This window comes from Cryobacterium sp. Hz7, assembly GCF_004402815.1.
In the GTDB taxonomy this organism is placed as follows: domain Bacteria; phylum Actinomycetota; class Actinomycetes; order Actinomycetales; family Microbacteriaceae; genus Cryobacterium; species Cryobacterium sandaracinum.
The window spans coordinates 1-15,911 of sequence record NZ_SOFB01000049.1; the positions used below are offsets into that span (position 1 = coordinate 1).

The following is a 15,911-nucleotide window of genomic DNA, read 5'->3' on the forward strand; positions in this document are numbered from 1 at the left end:
GCCCCTTGAGTTTCTGTTCCTAGACAGTCAGAAACCTAGACAGGAAGCGGCGTGCGGCCGTTAAGGCGCTCCGAAACACCCACAGATGAAGCAGGAGAGCCGAGATTCTCGTCGAAAACAGCCATTCCGTCGTGTTCGGGCCCGCTATGGGCAAAATCTCCGTCGAATTCGTTCGGGACGGAGGCGCGGCAGGGAGCTACCGGGCGATCAGGCGGTCACGTGCGCACTTTGCAGGTGCGGTATGGCGGCGAGGATGCTGCTGACCACGCCGGCCTCCGAGCTCGACGGCGCGATGTTCGCGGCGCGCGCCAGGATGCTCGGGTGGCCGTTGGCCATGGCATAGGAGTGCCCGGCGGCATCGAGCATCTCGGCGTCGTTGAGGTAGTCGCCGAACGCCATCGTCTGGGCCCGGCTGATGCCGAGCTGCTGCTGGAGCCGTTCCAACGCTCGACCCTTGTTCGCTCCCTGGCGCATCACATCGACCCAGTTCTCGCCCGAGACCACGACCTCCGCGGGCAGCCCCAGGCCGCGCAAGGCCGGCCCGCTTCGCTGTTCGGCGCGGGCAGGGTCGTAGATCGCCAGTTTCAAGATGACATCGTCGAGGGCGGCCGCATGCACATCCGCTACGACCTCGACCGCTGCGTAGTACCGGCGAACCTGGTCGACGAAGCGCTCGTCGCTGCGCTCGATGTAGGCGCTCCGGGCGCCGCAGACGACGAGCCCCAGGTCGGCACCCGTGGCGGCGGTGCCGCGCACCCAGTCCACGATGGGGGCGATGATCTCGGGTATGACGGGTTCGACGTCGATGCTGATGCCGTCCTGCACCACGTTGGTTCCGTTTTCCGCGATGTAGATGAGTCCGTCGTGCTCGCCGAAGATGCCGTGCAGTGTCTGATACTGGCGTCCGCTGGCCGGCACGAACAGGATCCCGGCCCGATGGAGGTCGTCGAGGAGCGGCCAGAACGCGTCGGGCACGTTGCCGTCGTCGTCGAGAAGAGTGCCATCCATGTCTGAAACGATGAGTCGGATGTCGGAGGGCTCTGCTAAGTGGTTCACTGCGGCGGCTTTCGGTCGTTGTTCGTTCCCGGAATCCACGAGTGTTCGCTCGCGTCCCTTGGTCTGTGACGACGACGTTGTCTCTCTCGATGATGTCATCTCTGCCCGCCGGGCTCCGAGTTGCGCGCGAACTGAGCGTTGGGCGCACAGAACGAGCGGCCCTGGTGCCAAACTGGCAGGATTCATTGCACTATCTGCGAGGAGCGTCGACGTGCCTGGTTTTGATTTCTTCAGCGGCCAGGGGCTCGTGCGCCCGGATACCACCGCGGCCGACGCCGAATCGATGGCGTCCTCGCTCTTCGGGATCACCGGCACGGCCCGCGAGCTCGGCAGCCAGCAGGACCGCAACTTTTTGATCACCGCCACCGGTGCCGCCACCAGTGCCGCCACCGGTGACTCCGCGGGTGACTCCGCCGGTGACTCTGCGGGGGGAGCGACGCAGCGCTACGTGCTCAAGGTCGACAACCCGGCCTTCTCAGCCGCCGAGCTGGCCGCGCAGGACGCGGTGATGGTGTTCCTAACCGAGCGCGGCATGCGCGTGCCGCAGCCCGTGCGGGGGCTGAACGGCCTCAGTCGCCAGCACTGGCACGCAACGGATGCCGCCCTCCTCCCGGTGCGGCTACTCACCTTCCTCGAGGGGCCGTCGCTCGAGGCGCGGGGCTATCTGGCCCCGCCGGTGGTCCGGGCGCTCGGCCGGCTCTCGGGCACCACGTCGCTGCACCTGCGTGACTTCGCGGCGGACGGCCTCGACCGCACGCTGCAGTGGGACCTGCGCAATGCGAAGACCGTGATCGACCTGCTGATGCGCTGGGTGCCGGCGGAAGAGACCAGGGATCAGCTCCGTGCCATCGCCGACAGCGCCGCCGCACGTCTGGCGGCTGTGGCGTCCGTGCTGCGGCTGCAGACCATCCACGGGGACATCACCGACGACAACGTGATCTGCCGGGTGCTGCCGAACGGCCACCACGTGCCCGAGGGGGTCATCGACTTCGGCGATCTGGCCACCGGGTGGCTGGTCGCGGAGCTGGCGGTCACGGCGGCATCCGTTCTGCACCACATGCCGGACAATCCGCTGGCGGCCCTCGAGGCGATCGTCGCCTTCGACGAGGTCGTTCCCCTGACCGAGGCCGAGATCACCGCGCTCTGGCCGCTGATCGTGCTCCGCGGGGCGGTGCTGGTGGCCAGCGGCGAGCAGCAGGTGCAGATCGACGCGGACAACGACTACGCGAGGCACCGGATGGACGCCGAGTGGCAGGTCTTCGCCGCAGCCAGCGCGATCGGCTGGGAGGAAGCGGACGCGGCCATCCGGCAGGCGCTCGGTCGGCGGCCGCACACTGGTGCCGAACACACGACCGTGCCCGAACACACGACCGTGCCGATGATCCCCGCGCTCGCCGACGGCGACTACGAAATGCTCGATTTCACCGTGACCAGCCCGGCCCTGGCCGACGGCCTCTGGCAGACAACGGATGCCGAGTGGCGGCTCGCGCAGGCCGCCCTCGCCCGACGCAGCGCCGCCGTCGCCCCCTACGGCCAGTTCCGGCTCACCCGAACCCCGCCGCACTCGCGCCGGGAACCCGACACGTTCGCGCTGTTCACCGAGGTCTTCCTGCCTGCCGGTTCGGTGATCGTCGCGCCCGCGGCTGCCTCGGTCACCGAGATCGGAGGCGACACTCTGGTTCTGACGCTGGCCGGTTTCGGGCTGCGCATCGGCGGCATCGTGTCGAACCTCGTGCCGGGGGCCGCGATCGCCGCAGGGGAGCCCGTGGGCGTCGCGAGCCCGGTTGCTCGGGTGACCGTGCAGGAGCTCGCTCGCCCGGGTCTGCCGGTCCCGCACTTCACCCAGCCCTCCCGGGCCGCCGCGTGGGCAACCCTCGCACCGGACCCGGCGCGGCTGCTTGGGCTGGCGCCGCAGGCATCCGTCGTCGACCCGGCGATCGAACTGGCCCGTCGCGGTACCACGATGGCCGCGGCGCAGGAGAAGTACTACGAACGGCCGCCGCAGATCGAACGCGGCTGGCAGGAACTGCTGATCGACACTCACGGGCGCTCCTACGTTGACATGGTCAACAACGTCGCCGTGATCGGGCACAGCCACCCCCGGTTCACCCGTGCCGTGAGCGATCAGCTGGCGTTGCTCAACACGAACTCCCGGTTCCTCTACTCGGCGTTGGCCGACCTCTGCGAACACATCGTGGCGACATCACCGGATCCCATCCTCGACACCGTGCTTCTGGTCAACAGCGGCAGCGAGGCCGTGGACCTGGCCCTGCGCCTGGCCCGGATCCACACCGGTCGCAGCAACGTCGTCGCCTTACGAGAGGGCTACCACGGCTGGACGTCGGCCTCCGACGCGGTGTCGACCTCGGCCTACGACAACCCTTTCTCCTTGGCCTCCCGGCCCGACTGGGTGCACATCGCGGATGTTCCGAACTCCTATCGCGGGACGCATCGCGGTGCCGGGGCGGCAGGGGAGTACGCGGCCGACCTGGCCCGGCTGTTGGCCGATCCGGACGGCCCGGGGGCTGACCTGGCCGCGTTCATCTGCGAGCCCGTGCTGGGCAATGCCGGCGGCGTCGTGCCCCCGGCGGGATACCTCGCCCGTGTCTACGAGCAGGTCCGTGCACGCGGCGGGCTGTGCATCGCCGACGAGGTGCAGGTCGGCTACGGCCGGCTGGGCAGCCACTTCTGGGGCGTGCAGCAGCAGGGCGTCGTGCCCGACATCCTCACGGTGGCCAAGGCGATGGGCAACGGATACCCGCTCGGTGCGGTGCTCACCCGCCGGGACATCGCCGAATCCCTGGCCAGGGAGGGCAACTTCTTCTCCTCGGCCGGCGGCAGCCCGGTCAGCTGCGTCGCGGGGCTGGCCGTGCTCGACGTCATCCGGGACGAATCCCTCCAGCAGAATGCGGATGCCGTCGGCCGGCACCTGGCAGGCCGGCTTGCAGAACTCGCGGAACGGCATCCGTTGATCGGGATGGTGCACGGCCTGGGCCTGTACATGGGGGTGGAACTCGTGCGCGACCGGGACACCCTGGAGCCGGCGGTCAGCGAGACCGCCGCCATCTGCGAACGGATGCTGGAGCTCGGCGTGATCGTGCAGCCCACCTCGGAGAGGCAGAACGTGCTGAAGATCAAGCCGCCCCTGTGCTTGAGTCGGGAGAGCGCGGACTTCTTCGTCGACCGACTCGACGAGGTGCTGCAGGGCGGCTGGTAGCGTGCACGACGTGCTTGACCACCCCCGCGCCGAGCACCCCCGCGCCGAGCTCGCGGCGCTTTGCGCTCGCGGCCTCGACTGAAACGCCGACGGGTTGTGCCGCCTGACAGTCGAACGGAATCCGGTGACAGACCCGGAAGGCCGAAAAAGTTCACCAAAATGGCTGGCCAAAACCCCTGACAGCGGCAGACTGTAACGACACGGGCGCGACCGGCTCCGGCAGCAGCGGTCCCGTCTTGATCGGCGTCAACGAAGCAAGCTTGGGGAGAAAATATGAACAAGTACACAGTCACGAACCCCGCCACCGGGGACAGCGGACCGAGTTTTACTCTGGCAACCGATGCTGAGGTGACCGAGGCCATCGGAGCCGCAGACCGTGCGCACAGTGAGTTCTCTCGCCGCACGTCGGTCGCCGAGCGCGCGGCCCTGATGCAGCGTGTCGCGCACCTGCACACCGAGCGGCGTGAGAATCTGGCCGAGCTCATCGTGCGCGAGATGGGCAAGCCCGTCGCGCAGGCCCTCGGCGAGGTCGACTTCGCGGCCGACATCTACTCGTACTACGCGACCCACGGCGAGGCCTTCCTCGCCGATGAACCGATCGAGCTGCTCGGTGGTGAAGGCTCGGCGTTCATTCGGAGCGCCTCCCTCGGAGTGCTCGTCGGGATCATGCCGTGGAACTTCCCCTACTACCAGGTCGCCCGCTTCGCCGGTCCGAACCTGGTTCTCGGCAACACAATCCTGCTCAAGCACGCCTCGCAGTGCCCCGAGTCCGCTGCCGCGATCGAGGCGATCTTCACGGATGCCGGTTTCCCCGACGGCGCATACCGCAACGTCTACGCCTCCAGTGCTCAGATCTCCGACATCATCATTCCGGACCCCCGTGTCTGCGGTGTGTCGCTGACCGGTTCTGAAGGCGCGGGTGCGGCGGTCGCGGAGGTCGCCGGCCGCAACCTCAAGAAGGTCGTGCTCGAACTGGGCGGATCCGACCCGTTCATCCTGCTCAGCACGGACAATATGGACGAAGCGGTCGACGCCGCCGTCGACGCTCGCCTCGACAACTCCGGCCAGTCCTGCAACGCGGCCAAGCGCTTCATCGTGATCGACGGCCTGTACGACGCCTTCCTGGCGAGCTTCACAGCGAAGATCACCGGCAACGTTCCCGGAGACCCCACGTCGCCGGACACCACGCTCGGCCCGCTGTCCTCCCTCGGTGCCGCCGAGGGCCTCGAGGAACAGCTCCAGCGCGCCGAAGCCCAGGGCGCAACCGTCACCGCGCGGGGAAACCGCATGGGCGCCTTCTTTTCGCCGACGGTCCTGACCGATGTGTCCCCTCAGAGTGACGCTTACCGGGAAGAGTTCTTCGGCCCGGTCGCCGCCGTCTATCGCGTGGCGAACGAGGCCGAGGCTGTGCAGGTGGCCAACGACGTCCCGTACGGCCTGGGTTCGTATCTCTTCACCACCGACCCGGAACAGGCCCTGCGGGTGGCGGACCAGATCGACGCCGGGATGGTCTTCATCAACGGCTCGCTCCTCGACGGAGCAGAGCTGCCCTTCGGTGGAGTGAAGAGATCTGGCTTCGGCCGTGAACTGGGACGCTTCGGCATCGCGGAGTTTGCCAACAAGAAGCTCATTCGCATCCTCAGGTGACACGCGGTGGCGCGCCGCCCGTCTCAGACGGTGGCGCGCCACCCGCCCGCGCCAGACTGCGGCATCCGGTCTCCCTGACGAATTCGACGGAGATTTGGGCCGAAACGGCTCCAAACCTGCCCAAAACTGCGCGCTGCCGCAAAATCTCCGTCGAATTGGTTCGGCGCCGGGCCCGGGCGGCTCCGCCCCCTAGCTCAGGAAGAGCACCACTGCGGCGGTCACCGCGACCACGACCAGGATGGTGCGCAGTACCGGCGCGGAGAGCGTGCGGCCGATACGGGCACCCAACCAGCCGCCCGCCGCGGAGCCGATGCCGATGAGGAGAGCGATTCTCCAGTCCACGGTCCCGCTGGAGATGAAGATGATCGCCGAAACGATGTTCGCGACTCCGGCGAGCACGTTCTTGGTGCCGTTGGCCCGGTGTATGTCGGTGGACCAGAGTATGCCCAGCAGTGCGAGCAGCACGACCCCCTGGGCGGCACCGAAATACCCGCCGTACACGCCCGTCGCGAGCACCCCGAGAATGAGCCCGAGGGTGAGGGGACGCGTATCCGTTTTGGTCAGCAGTGTGCCGGCGGGTGCCGCCGGCGCCTTACGTCGCACGAAGCCGGCCACCCGAGGCTGGATCGCCGAGAGCACCGCGGCCAGCAGCAGCAGGAAGGGCACGACGCCGGCGAACGCCTGTGCGGGCAGGGCGAGCAGGAGCAGACCGCCGACGATGCCGCCCACGGCGGAGAAGATCGCCATCACAGCTACGGGGCGCCACTGCGACCGCAACTCGCGTCGGTAGCCGTGGGCGCCGGCAATGGACGCAGGGATCAGACCCACGGTATTGGACACGTTCGCCGTGATCGGCGGCACGCCCAACGCCAGGAGAACGGGGAAGGTGATGAGTGTTCCGGCGCCGGCGACCACGTTGATGACTCCCGCGGCCAGCCCGGCGATCAGGATGATCGCACCTTCAAGCAATGTCACATCTACCCCCACCCGCCGTTGGACCGTGCAGGTCAAGGCTAGTTCAGGAAAGCTGGTTCAGGCGATGGCCGGCACCGGGGCAGTGGATGCTGCGGTTGTGGCTTGCATCACCGGCTCCCCATCGCGACGGGCATCGCGACGTGACTATGAACGGGGTCGGAATCTGTCGAACCGTCAGCTTCGGCCCCCGGTAGTCACCGCGCTTCTGGCGCTGGGGGAGCCTGACGTCGAGCCCAGGGAACGGCACGTACGGCACCAGGCTGAGGAGGTGGCTGATGATGTCGAGGCGAACCCTCTTCTTGTCGTCGGTATGCGCGACATACCAAAGCGCCCAGCGGCGTCATCCGCAGGAAGTGCTCGGTCTGATCCGGAGTGCAGAAACCCATCACCCGCTCCACGCCCGCATGGTTGTTCCAGCTGCGGTCGAAGAGGACCAGCTCGCCGGCTGCGGGGAAATGCTCCAGGTAACGCTGGATGTACAGCTGGGACTTCTCGCGTTCAGTGGGAACGGCAAGTGCCGCGACTCGGAAGACCCGGGGGCTCACCTGCGCGGTGGTGCGTTGGTAGTGCCGCCCTTGCCGGCCGTGTCACGCCCCGCGAACACGAGGCAGCCAGGCGTCCGGTGATGTTCTCAGCCTTCTTGCGGGACGTGAACGCGGTGAACGGGACCTCGGCGACTTCGGTGCTACGTGATCCACGTTTTCGTGCTGTTGTCATAGATCGCGTTGGTGTACGCAATCGCTGTCCAGGCGTTGTCGGGGATCGTTCCGATCGCTCGTTTGATGGCGGGGTTCACGCGGGCGGTGACGGAGACGTCGGCACCGGCTGTGAGGGCCGCACTGATTGAGGCGTGACCGTAGCAGGCAGAGTGGCGCGGAGGAGCGCGCGCGTTTTTTCGGCTCCGTGGAGCCGTTTGGTAGTGGCGAGGGCATCACGGATCAAACGGGCGGCGCCGCGCTGTGACTAGCACGCACCGCGGCGGAGCCGTTGACCAATGATGATCGGCGCTGATGATGATCGGCACTGACACGTCAGTTTTCAGCGCGTCGAGCAACACGTTGAGGCCGCGCACGCCGGAGTACCTGTAGCCGGAGCCTTCCTTCTGGTACCCGTGGACTTCGATGATGGTGTCGTCAATGTCGAGGAAGATGTAGCCGTCGGTGTCGTGCACGAGCAGTGGGGTTTCGGGCGCGAGGCCCCGCATGAAGCGTGAGGCGACGGCGTCGAGCTGCCGGACGTGACCGAACGCGAACTCGCGCAAGAACGACCCCGACGTCGACGGCGCGTATCAGTTGGTGAAGACCTTCCGCATGCCTCCGTGATGAAGAATCGCGAGGTCGTCGATCGAGTCTGCGCCGGCGACCATCCCTCCGACCAGTGAGGTGACTTTCAAGCCGGCGTTGGCACCCTTGTCGGCGGGGACGGTCAGCCACTGATCGGCCAGGGTCGCCAGCCCCGCTCGGGCGGCCAATTTCATGATCGGGACCAACTCAGCGCACGACACAAGATTCGGGTCGGTAAATGATGCAGAAACGGTGCGGTTGGTGTGGGTAGCTTGCATCTACAAGATGCTCATCTGTTTGGTAAATTTATACTCTAGACAAGTTCTATCTACCTGATCACCTGGGTATTCTTGGTATATCGCGCCGTCAAAATCCCACGTCGACCCGTGGATTCAGGCTAAGAAGACCACACCGAGACGAAACGAGCCGTCGCAACTTCCGCTGGCCTCATTCGCCTTGACAAATCCCGCGAACATGGTTGGCTCGTATCAGTGCCAATTTCCGGAACATAGTCCGACCGTGAAAGGAGGTGGCTCGTGAGCCACCATGCCGTTGTCAACCCCGCCACAGGCGAAACCATCAAAACTTACGCCCAGCTTTCTGCTGATGAAATCGAGCAGGTTATCGCATCGGCGGATGAGGCCCACCGCGGCTGGTCACGCAGCTCTTCAACCAACGAGCGGGCCACACTCCTGCGCAGGGTCGGCGATTTGCATGAGGAGCGCCGTGACAAGCTGGCGGCCATGATCGTGCGCGAGATGGGCAAGCCCGTCGATCAAGCGCTCGGCGAGGTCGACTACGCCGCCGACATCTACCGGTACTACGCCGACAACGCGCAGGAATTTCTGAAGGACGAACCAATCACCCTGCTGAGCGGCGAGGGTTCCGCGTTCATGCGTTCCAAATCGCTCGGTGTGCTGATCGGTGTCATGCCGTGGAATTTCCCGTACTACCAGGTTGCGCGCTTCGCCGCACCGAACCTCATGACAGGCAACACGATCATCCTCAAGCATGCGTCGCAGTGCCCGGAGTCGTCCGCGGCGATTGAGCAAATCTTTCACGACGCAGGCTTTCCGGCTGGTGCCTATACCAATGTGTACGCGGACAGCGAGCAGGTCGCCACGATCATCGCCGACCCGCGGGTGCAGGGCGTCTCCCTCACCGGTTCGGAGGGCGCCGGCGCGGCCGTTGCCGAGGTGGCCGGTCGTCACCTCAAGAAGGTCGTGCTGGAGCTGGGCGGATCAGACCCGTTCATTCTGCTGAGCACCGACGACATGGCCGCCGCAGTGGATGCCGCCGTTGCCGGTCGCCTCCGCAATGGCGGGCAGGCCTGCGACGCCGCCAAGCGATTTATCGTGATCGATGAACTTTACGATGAGTTCACGGAGAAGTTCACCGCCGCCATCCTGGCTTGCTCTCCCAGCGACCCGACCGTCCCCGGGGCAGACTACGGACCCCTCTCGTCCCTCGACGCGGCCGAACATCTCGCGGAGCAGGTCGAGCGTGCAGTCGCACAGGGAGCGACCTTGGCGGGCACTGGCAAACGGTCTGGTAACTTCTACCCGTCTGGCGTGCTCACCGATGTCACGCGAGACAACGACACATACCACGAGGAGTTCTTCGGCCCCGTAGCGTTCGTCTACCGGGCAGGCTCAGAAGATGAAGCCATCGCCCTCGCGAACGACACTCCGTTCGGGCTCGGCTCCTACCTGTTCACGACCGATCCCGAGCAGGCACTGCGGGTTGCCGACCGCATCGAGGCCGGCATGGTCTACGTCAACCTCGTCAACGCCGGCAGCGCGGAGCTACCGTTCGGCGGAGTGAAAAGAAGCGGCTTCGGGCGCGAACTCGGACGCTACGGTGCCAGCGAATTCGTGAACAAGAAACTCATTCGTATCGGCTAGACCCATCGCAGACCCCGGCGAACGCCGTTCAGTCGCCGAGTCTGCGGCACGCGAAAACTGCTCGTGCCGCCTCGTGGTCGTCCTGGCGTTCACGCAGCGCCTAGCGAACGCCGAACCCGCGTTTTCCGTGGGCGACCGCGAGTTCGACTTTCGCTCGACCATCGCTGACGAACAGCGAGAGCAGCACGATCATGCGTCCACCTCCGTCGCCTTGTTGTGGATCTTCACAGGTTGCCACCGGTTCTCCGGGTTGAGCAGACCAGCGCCCACCAGTTCGAGCGCGGAACGGTGATCAGCCAGGTTGGTGCTGGCCCGCGGATGCCGCGGCCACGCTTGCTTACCCAGCGTGCTCGACTCAAAAACAATGGTCGGCTCGACACGTGCGGATGCCGCAGCCGGACCCGAAGCGCTGACGTCATCGTGGTCGGCCACGAACAGCATTCATCGATGCGCGCAACGTCGGGCGGATCGCCGCCTCGACCCGGTCCCAGCCCGGCCACATCGGGTCGGATACTTGACGAATTCACAATTCACACCTATTTGATGCCGCTACGCGCGAATCCCTGCACGAAGAAGCGCTGGAACACCAGAAACAGCACCACCATGGGCACCACGTTGATAAGGGCAAACGCCATCGTTGCACCGAAATCCGACCCGAATTGGCCCTGCAAGTAGAGCAGGCCGATCGGCAGGGTGAAGAGTTCGTTCTGCTTGAGGGCGATAAGTGGCCAGGCGAAATCATTCCAGGACTGCAGCAGCGTCATGAAGAACAGCACAGCGATCAGCGGCTTTGAGAGCGGCAGAACTATACTCGTGAACACTCTAAAGTGGCTAGCCCCGTCGATGCGCGCCGCCTCGATCAGGTCGCGTGGGATGGAGAGAATGAATTGGCGTGCGAGGAACAACCCGAAAGCGCTCGCGGCCGTGGGCAGGATGACCGCCCAGTAGCTGCCGTAAAGCCCGAGGTTCGTTACGAGCCGAAACAGCGGCACCATAATCACCTGCACGGGGATCATCAACGTTGTCAGGGCGATGAGAAAAACGACGTTCGAACCGCGGAACTTGAGCTGCGACAGGGCATACCCGCCTAACAGGTTGACGAGCACCGTGAGAACTGCCACCGTGATCGAGATCGCCATGGAATTGCTAAACCAGGTGGCAATCGGGAACCCTGCGAGGACGCGCTCAAAGTTTCCGACTGTCAGGGTACGCGGCCAGAGACGCAGTGTGCCACCCAGCAGCTCGGACCGTGATGAGAACGCGACTACAAGCATCCAGTACAGCGGGAACAGCACAACGATGCTGATGAGGATCGCCGCAACGATGCGGGCGACGAGCCCCCGTCGCGAGCCTCTGCGCGAGCGCGGCGCCCCTAATCTTGTTGTCTTCTGCCTGCGGGTCGCCGGCGCTGGCGAGAGGGTGGATGTTGTCACGATTGTGTCCTTATTCGACCAGGTCCCGGCTGCGGCTGGTTCGCCACCGTACCGCAGTGAAGATAAAGGTTACGAGAAGAAGCACGACACCGATAGCGGCGGCGTAACCCTGGTCGCGAGTCACGAAACCCGTGTCATAGGCGTAGGTGACAAGCACGGATGTGGCATTCTGTGGGCCGCCGCCGGTCATCACGAACACGATGTCGAAGACTTGGAAGGAATAGATGACGTTCAGAATGAGCAGAAAGAATGACGACGGGCCAAGCAGGGGCACTGTCACATTCCGGAATCGGACCCAGAAACCCGCCCCATCCAGTTCGGCCGCTTCATAGAGTTCGGGGCCGATGCTCTGAAGGCCCGCCAGGTAGATGAGCATGTTGAATCCGACCCTCCACCACAACGTCACGAGAACAACAGACACGAACGCGGCGAATCCACCGGACTGCCAGTTAACGCTCGGAAGTCCGATAAATCGGATCAAATTGTCGAGGATGCCGTTGTTCTCGTTGAAAACGAGTACACCGATCAGTGCGGTGGCGACGCCCGAGATAGCCATCGGGATGATGAGAATGGAACGGAACACGCCTCGGGCGGGAAGGATCGAGTTGAATAGCACGGCTGCGCCGAGGCCAAGGACCATCGACAGAGGCGTCACGATGATTGTGAACAGCAGGGTGTTCGCCGTGGATCTCCAAAAGAGCGGATCGCTAAGAAGGCGCTCATAGTTGGCGACACCGACGTATTCACCGACCCCGAACCCGTTGGTCTCCTGAAAGCTGATCACCACGGTCCACACGAGCGGGACGAGCACGAATAGGCAAAGCAGCAGCATATTCGGGGTCAGAAACAGCCACCCCGCGAGTGCCTCGCGCACGGTTTTACGATTACGACGCCCCGGGCGCCTTGGAAGCGTAAGCGACGGCGCGACGGTGCCCGCGACGCGGTCCTGCTCGACGGCGACTTTTGTCACGAATTGCCCGTGGTTTGGGCGATCCCTTCTGCGATTGATTTCAGAGTGTCTGCGGTACTTGTCGAACCGGCGAAGGCCGATTCCAGGTTGTCCTGGAGTACGGTGATGATTCTCGACATGTCGGGGGACGCCACCTGGCTTGAGTCCTTGGCGCGCACCGTTGAAGCCTGGCTGAGAAAGATGGGGGCGAGCTCGGGACGTACATCGAAAGCGATGCCCGATTCGCTGAGATCCTTACGGGTCGGCAGGAGTGAGGCGGTCTCGCAGAAGTCGCGCATTTGCGTGCCGCCCGTGACGAAGTCAAGGAAGGCTGCGGCGAGCTCCGGGTTGGCGGTGCCCGCAGTGGCGACGAGCGCATTCCCCCCGAAGTCGCCCCCACCGCGCTTGCCACGTGGCGCGAAGGTCGCGCCCCACTCGAAGTCGAGTGTGTTCGTGGCATCCGGGATAGCGAACGCACCGGACCAAACCATCGCCGAGGTCTGCGAATACCAGGTGTCGCTCGCGAACGTGGCCGACTTGATGGTGTTGTTCGGCGGGACGAAGTTCTTCGTGAAAAAGCTTGACGAGAATTCCAGGGCAGCCAACCCTGCGGCCGAGTCGATCGCAGGGTCGGTGAGGTTCGTGTCCAGGAACCGGCCGTCCGCCTGGAAGAGCAGGCTAAGCCAGCGGGTGACGCCATTACCCTGCCAGTTGTAGGCCATGGGGTAGGCCTCTGCGGGTTGGGCGGCACGCAGGGTCGCGGCGACCTCGGACAGCTCGTCCCACGTCCAGGCGCTGTCGAGAGAGGTGGGAACCGACGTGATCCCGGCCAGTTCCAGAATGGCTTTGTTGTACAGGATCACTGAGGTATCGGTGTGGTGAGGCACCCCGAACGGCTTATCGTTACCCTGCACGGCCGCCCAGGCCGCGTCGGTGAAGCGATCGGAAAATCCGGATTCCAGGTACGGGCTCAAGTCCAAAAGCTGGTCCCGACCGGCGTAACTGCCAAACGTGTAATACGGCACGCGGAAGATGTCCGGCGGATTCCCCGCCTGCAGCTGGGCATCAATGTTGGTGAACATCTGTCCGTAGGGAACCGAGTTCAGCTCGATCTTCGTTCCCGCGTTAGCCTCCTCGAACGACGCGATGGCACGAGCGAAACTTGCGAGCTCCGCGTCTGTGCCCCACGTAGTGAATGTCAACGTTTTTGACCCCGTGGCCGTAGAGGTTGACTGCTGCGGCGCGAAACCGCATCCTGACAAGAGCAGGGGTAATGACACCGCTCCGGAGCCGATCAAGAAATGACGTCTGCTAAAATCCATGCAGGGATCCTTCAGCTGGGTCTGGGAGATTCAGATTTCAAGAGTTACGTACAATGATGCCACTGGCACATTATCACGACCCTGGCTGCCGCCAACTGCCGTCTGTCACCGTCGGAATGTGCAAAAGGAATTGACTCACACCGGGCGCAAGACCCGCGCTCGGCTCATCGCTGCCGCGACGACCCTCCTTGTCAACGTCGGGCGTGATGGAGTGTCCACGCGTGCCGTCAGCCGCGCGGCCGGTGTGCAGCCACCCGCCATATAGCGGATCGCGGCCAGGTCAAACCACTCCCGCTTCTGTGGCGGCAGCAACCATTCTCGCCGGTCCTCTCCATCGCGCAGCCAAAGCCGGGATGCTCGACGCTTCCGACCTTCCAGGTATCCCATCGCACTCGTGAAGCGGTTCTCGCATCAGTCCTGAACGACGCCGGACCGACAGTCGGGTCCGCTGCGGTCACTGCTGCTGTGCGGCTTCGAGCGTCTTTAGCCGACACAACCGTGCTCACCGCGACCGAGAGACAGCTTTTGGGAGACTGGCTCGACCGTGAGGACTCGCGCCGCACGGCCGACGAGCACGGCTGCTTAGCCTGAGTCCACCGGCTGGCTTGTGAGGGAATTCTGATATCGGTTTTGTGGGGGGCTTTGAGAGTTTCAGGCGCGGATGCGGTCCGGGTCTCGCGGCCCGGGGTGTTCCGCTGGTGTTCCTGTTGATGCCGGTGTCCGCTGCTTGGTCAGGTGGGGTCGGGTTGTCGCGGTCGAAAGTTCTGGTCGAACAGGGCCGTCCTGGGTTTCTCCGAGGGCCAGTGCTCGGGCAGGTGCGCCAAGGAACTGCTCTAAGGTCGGCATTCACGAGCGCTATCGTGGCGTGAGTGCGGTGGGTTGTGTCGGCGGCGACGGTGTCGACGGTGCTGGTGGTGAAGAAGGCATGGAATGGATGGGTGTCGAACAGGGTCGCCCGGGGTGGCCCTCAGGTCAACGGACGGGCGGTATCGACGTAGTCGAACGTGTGAAACTGATGGCAGGGTCTCGGGCACTCCGCCTCGAAAAAGAACAGGAATCGCACATGGAATATCGCTCACTCGGCAACAGCGGCGCGGTCGTTTCGACCTACGCCCTCGGCACCATGACTTTCGGCGCGGAGGCCGATCAGGAGATGGCACACACACTTCTGGACACATATGTAGAGGCAGGCGGCAACTTCGTCGACACCGCGGATGTCTACAGCTCCGGGGTCTCGGAGGAAATGATCGGGTCCTGGCTGGCTTCGCACCCGACCGAGCGTGCGCAGATCGTTCTCGCGACCAAGGGCAGGTTTCCGATGGGCACCGGCCCCAACGATCGGGGAACCAGCCGCCGGCATCTGAACCGGGCACTTGACGATTCGCTGCGCCGGCTGGGCACGGATCACGTCGACCTATATCAACTGCACGCCTGGGACGCGTTGACGCCGCTGGAGGAGACCCTGCGCTTTCTCGACGACGCCATCCGGAGCGGGAAAATCGGCTACTACGGCTTCTCCAACTTTCTGGGTTGGCAGCTGATGAAGGCCGTGTACGTGGCGCGGGCGCTCGGTTTCACGCCGCCGGTCACCCTGCAACCGCAGTACAGCCTCCTCGTGCGCGAAATCGAATCGGAGATCGTGCCGGCCGCACTCGACGCGGGCCTGGGGCTTCTCCCTTGGTCGCCCCTCGGCGGAGGCTGGTTGTCGGGTAAGTACCGGCGCGACACGGACCCCACCGGAGCAACGCGCCTCGGTGAGGATCCCGCGCGCGGGATGGAAGCCTGGGGTCCGCGCAACAAGCAGGAACGCACCTGGCGTATAATCGACGGCGTCGCTGAGGTTGCAGCCGAGATCGGTGCCACGAGCGCGCAGGTGTCCCTTGCCTGGCTTGAGGTGCAACCGGCGGTGACCTCGGTCATCCTCGGGGCGCGGAGTGTGAAGCAGCTCGCGGAAAACCTGTCCGCGGCCGACGTGCAACTGAGCCCAGAGCACCTGGAACTGTTAGGCGCACTCAGTTCACCGGTCGTTTCCGACTATCCCTACGGTGAGGCGGCGGTCGCGCAGCGCTTGCGCGTGGTCGGTTTTTAGGCCCGGTGCTCGAGCCGGACCGGTCGCCGCCACGAC

General features: G+C 64.7%; 12 protein-coding genes and 2 pseudogenes. 4 read left to right on the forward strand and 10 right to left on the reverse strand.

Annotation, left to right across the window (positions count from 1 at the left end):
• Positions 1 to 207: 207 nt before the first annotated feature.
• Positions 208 to 1,095 carry a Cof-type HAD-IIB family hydrolase gene (locus tag E3N86_RS10285; protein WP_370295413.1) on the reverse strand — a complete coding sequence of 296 codons (888 nt, stop codon included), beginning with the start codon at positions 1,093 to 1,095 and terminating at the stop codon, positions 208 to 210.
• 172 nt (positions 1,096 to 1,267) lie between these two features.
• On the opposite strand from E3N86_RS10285, the gene E3N86_RS10290 reads away from it, so the two are divergent.
• Together E3N86_RS10290 and E3N86_RS10295 are read left to right on the forward strand one after the other, a co-directional pair.
• The gene (locus E3N86_RS10290) at positions 1,268 to 4,273 is read left to right on the forward strand and encodes an aminotransferase (RefSeq protein ID WP_134511908.1); all 3,006 of its coding nucleotides are present in this window, start codon (positions 1,268 to 1,270) and stop codon (positions 4,271 to 4,273) included.
• 273 nt (positions 4,274 to 4,546) lie between these two features.
• Positions 4,547 to 5,920, forward strand: a complete 1,374-nt coding sequence (locus E3N86_RS10295; RefSeq protein WP_134374470.1) for an NAD-dependent succinate-semialdehyde dehydrogenase — start codon at positions 4,547 to 4,549, stop codon at positions 5,918 to 5,920.
• A gap of 189 nt (positions 5,921 to 6,109) precedes the next feature.
• On the opposite strand, the gene E3N86_RS10300 is transcribed toward E3N86_RS10295, so the two are convergent.
• The 3 genes and pseudogenes from E3N86_RS10300 to E3N86_RS17405 form a co-directional block, all read right to left on the reverse strand.
• The gene (locus E3N86_RS10300; protein WP_134342404.1) at positions 6,110 to 6,895 is read right to left on the reverse strand and encodes a sulfite exporter TauE/SafE family protein; all 786 of its coding nucleotides are present in this window, start codon (positions 6,893 to 6,895) and stop codon (positions 6,110 to 6,112) included.
• A gap of 194 nt (positions 6,896 to 7,089) precedes the next feature.
• Positions 7,090 to 7,440, reverse strand: a complete 351-nt coding sequence (locus E3N86_RS17400) for a hypothetical protein (protein WP_241980843.1) — start codon at positions 7,438 to 7,440, stop codon at positions 7,090 to 7,092.
• A 67-nt stretch (positions 7,441 to 7,507) separates the two neighbouring features.
• Positions 7,508 to 8,456: pseudogene (locus E3N86_RS17405) on the reverse strand (IS1380 family transposase); the annotation flags it as partial.
• A gap of 258 nt (positions 8,457 to 8,714) precedes the next feature.
• Between E3N86_RS17405 and E3N86_RS10320 the strand changes: the two are divergent.
• Positions 8,715 to 10,082 (forward strand): NAD-dependent succinate-semialdehyde dehydrogenase, encoded by a 1,368-nt coding sequence (locus E3N86_RS10320; RefSeq protein WP_104101534.1) that lies wholly within the window; start codon positions 8,715 to 8,717, stop codon positions 10,080 to 10,082.
• A gap of 100 nt (positions 10,083 to 10,182) precedes the next feature.
• On the opposite strand, the gene E3N86_RS17725 is transcribed toward E3N86_RS10320, so the two are convergent.
• From E3N86_RS17725 to E3N86_RS17870, 6 genes and pseudogenes are all read right to left on the reverse strand, one after another.
• A complete protein-coding gene (locus tag E3N86_RS17725; RefSeq protein WP_166785073.1) occupies positions 10,183 to 10,275 on the reverse strand; it encodes an SsrA-binding protein in 93 nt (30 codons plus the stop codon).
• Complete coding sequence (locus E3N86_RS10325) at positions 10,272 to 10,523, reverse strand: hypothetical protein (RefSeq protein ID WP_104101531.1); 252 nt, start codon at positions 10,521 to 10,523, stop codon at positions 10,272 to 10,274. The genes E3N86_RS17725 and E3N86_RS10325 overlap by 4 nt, the downstream gene beginning before the upstream one ends.
• Positions 10,524 to 10,618: 95 nt before the next feature.
• Positions 10,619 to 11,515 carry a carbohydrate ABC transporter permease gene (locus tag E3N86_RS10330; protein ID WP_241986024.1) on the reverse strand — a complete coding sequence of 299 codons (897 nt, stop codon included), beginning with the start codon at positions 11,513 to 11,515 and terminating at the stop codon, positions 10,619 to 10,621.
• Positions 11,516 to 11,525: 10 nt separating this feature from the next.
• Entirely contained in the window at positions 11,526 to 12,389 is an 864-nt protein-coding gene (locus E3N86_RS10335; protein WP_241986033.1) for a carbohydrate ABC transporter permease, read from the reverse strand.
• A gap of 92 nt (positions 12,390 to 12,481) precedes the next feature.
• The gene (locus E3N86_RS10340) at positions 12,482 to 13,762 is read right to left on the reverse strand and encodes a sugar ABC transporter substrate-binding protein (RefSeq protein WP_241980837.1); all 1,281 of its coding nucleotides are present in this window, start codon (positions 13,760 to 13,762) and stop codon (positions 12,482 to 12,484) included.
• 833 nt (positions 13,763 to 14,595) lie between these two features.
• Positions 14,596 to 14,744 (reverse strand): annotated as a pseudogene (locus tag E3N86_RS17870) (IS1380 family transposase); the annotation flags it as partial.
• A gap of 105 nt (positions 14,745 to 14,849) precedes the next feature.
• Here E3N86_RS17870 and E3N86_RS10355 point away from each other — a divergent pair.
• The gene (locus E3N86_RS10355) at positions 14,850 to 15,875 is read left to right on the forward strand and encodes an aldo/keto reductase (protein WP_134374508.1); all 1,026 of its coding nucleotides are present in this window, start codon (positions 14,850 to 14,852) and stop codon (positions 15,873 to 15,875) included.
• The last annotated feature ends 36 nt before the right edge of the window (positions 15,876 to 15,911 follow it).

Coding starts and splice junctions, on each gene's coding strand:
- E3N86_RS17725 (WP_166785073.1), bottom strand. CDS start 10,275: ATGATCGTGCTGCTCTCGCTGTTCGTCAGCGATGGTCGAGCGAAAGTC.
- E3N86_RS10295 (WP_134374470.1), top strand. CDS start 4,547: ATGAACAAGTACACAGTCACGAACCCCGCCACCGGGGACAGCGGACCG.
- E3N86_RS10325 (WP_104101531.1), bottom strand. CDS start 10,523: ATGCTGTTCGTGGCCGACCACGATGACGTCAGCGCTTCGGGTCCGGCT.
- E3N86_RS10355 (WP_134374508.1), top strand. CDS start 14,850: ATGGAATATCGCTCACTCGGCAACAGCGGCGCGGTCGTTTCGACCTAC.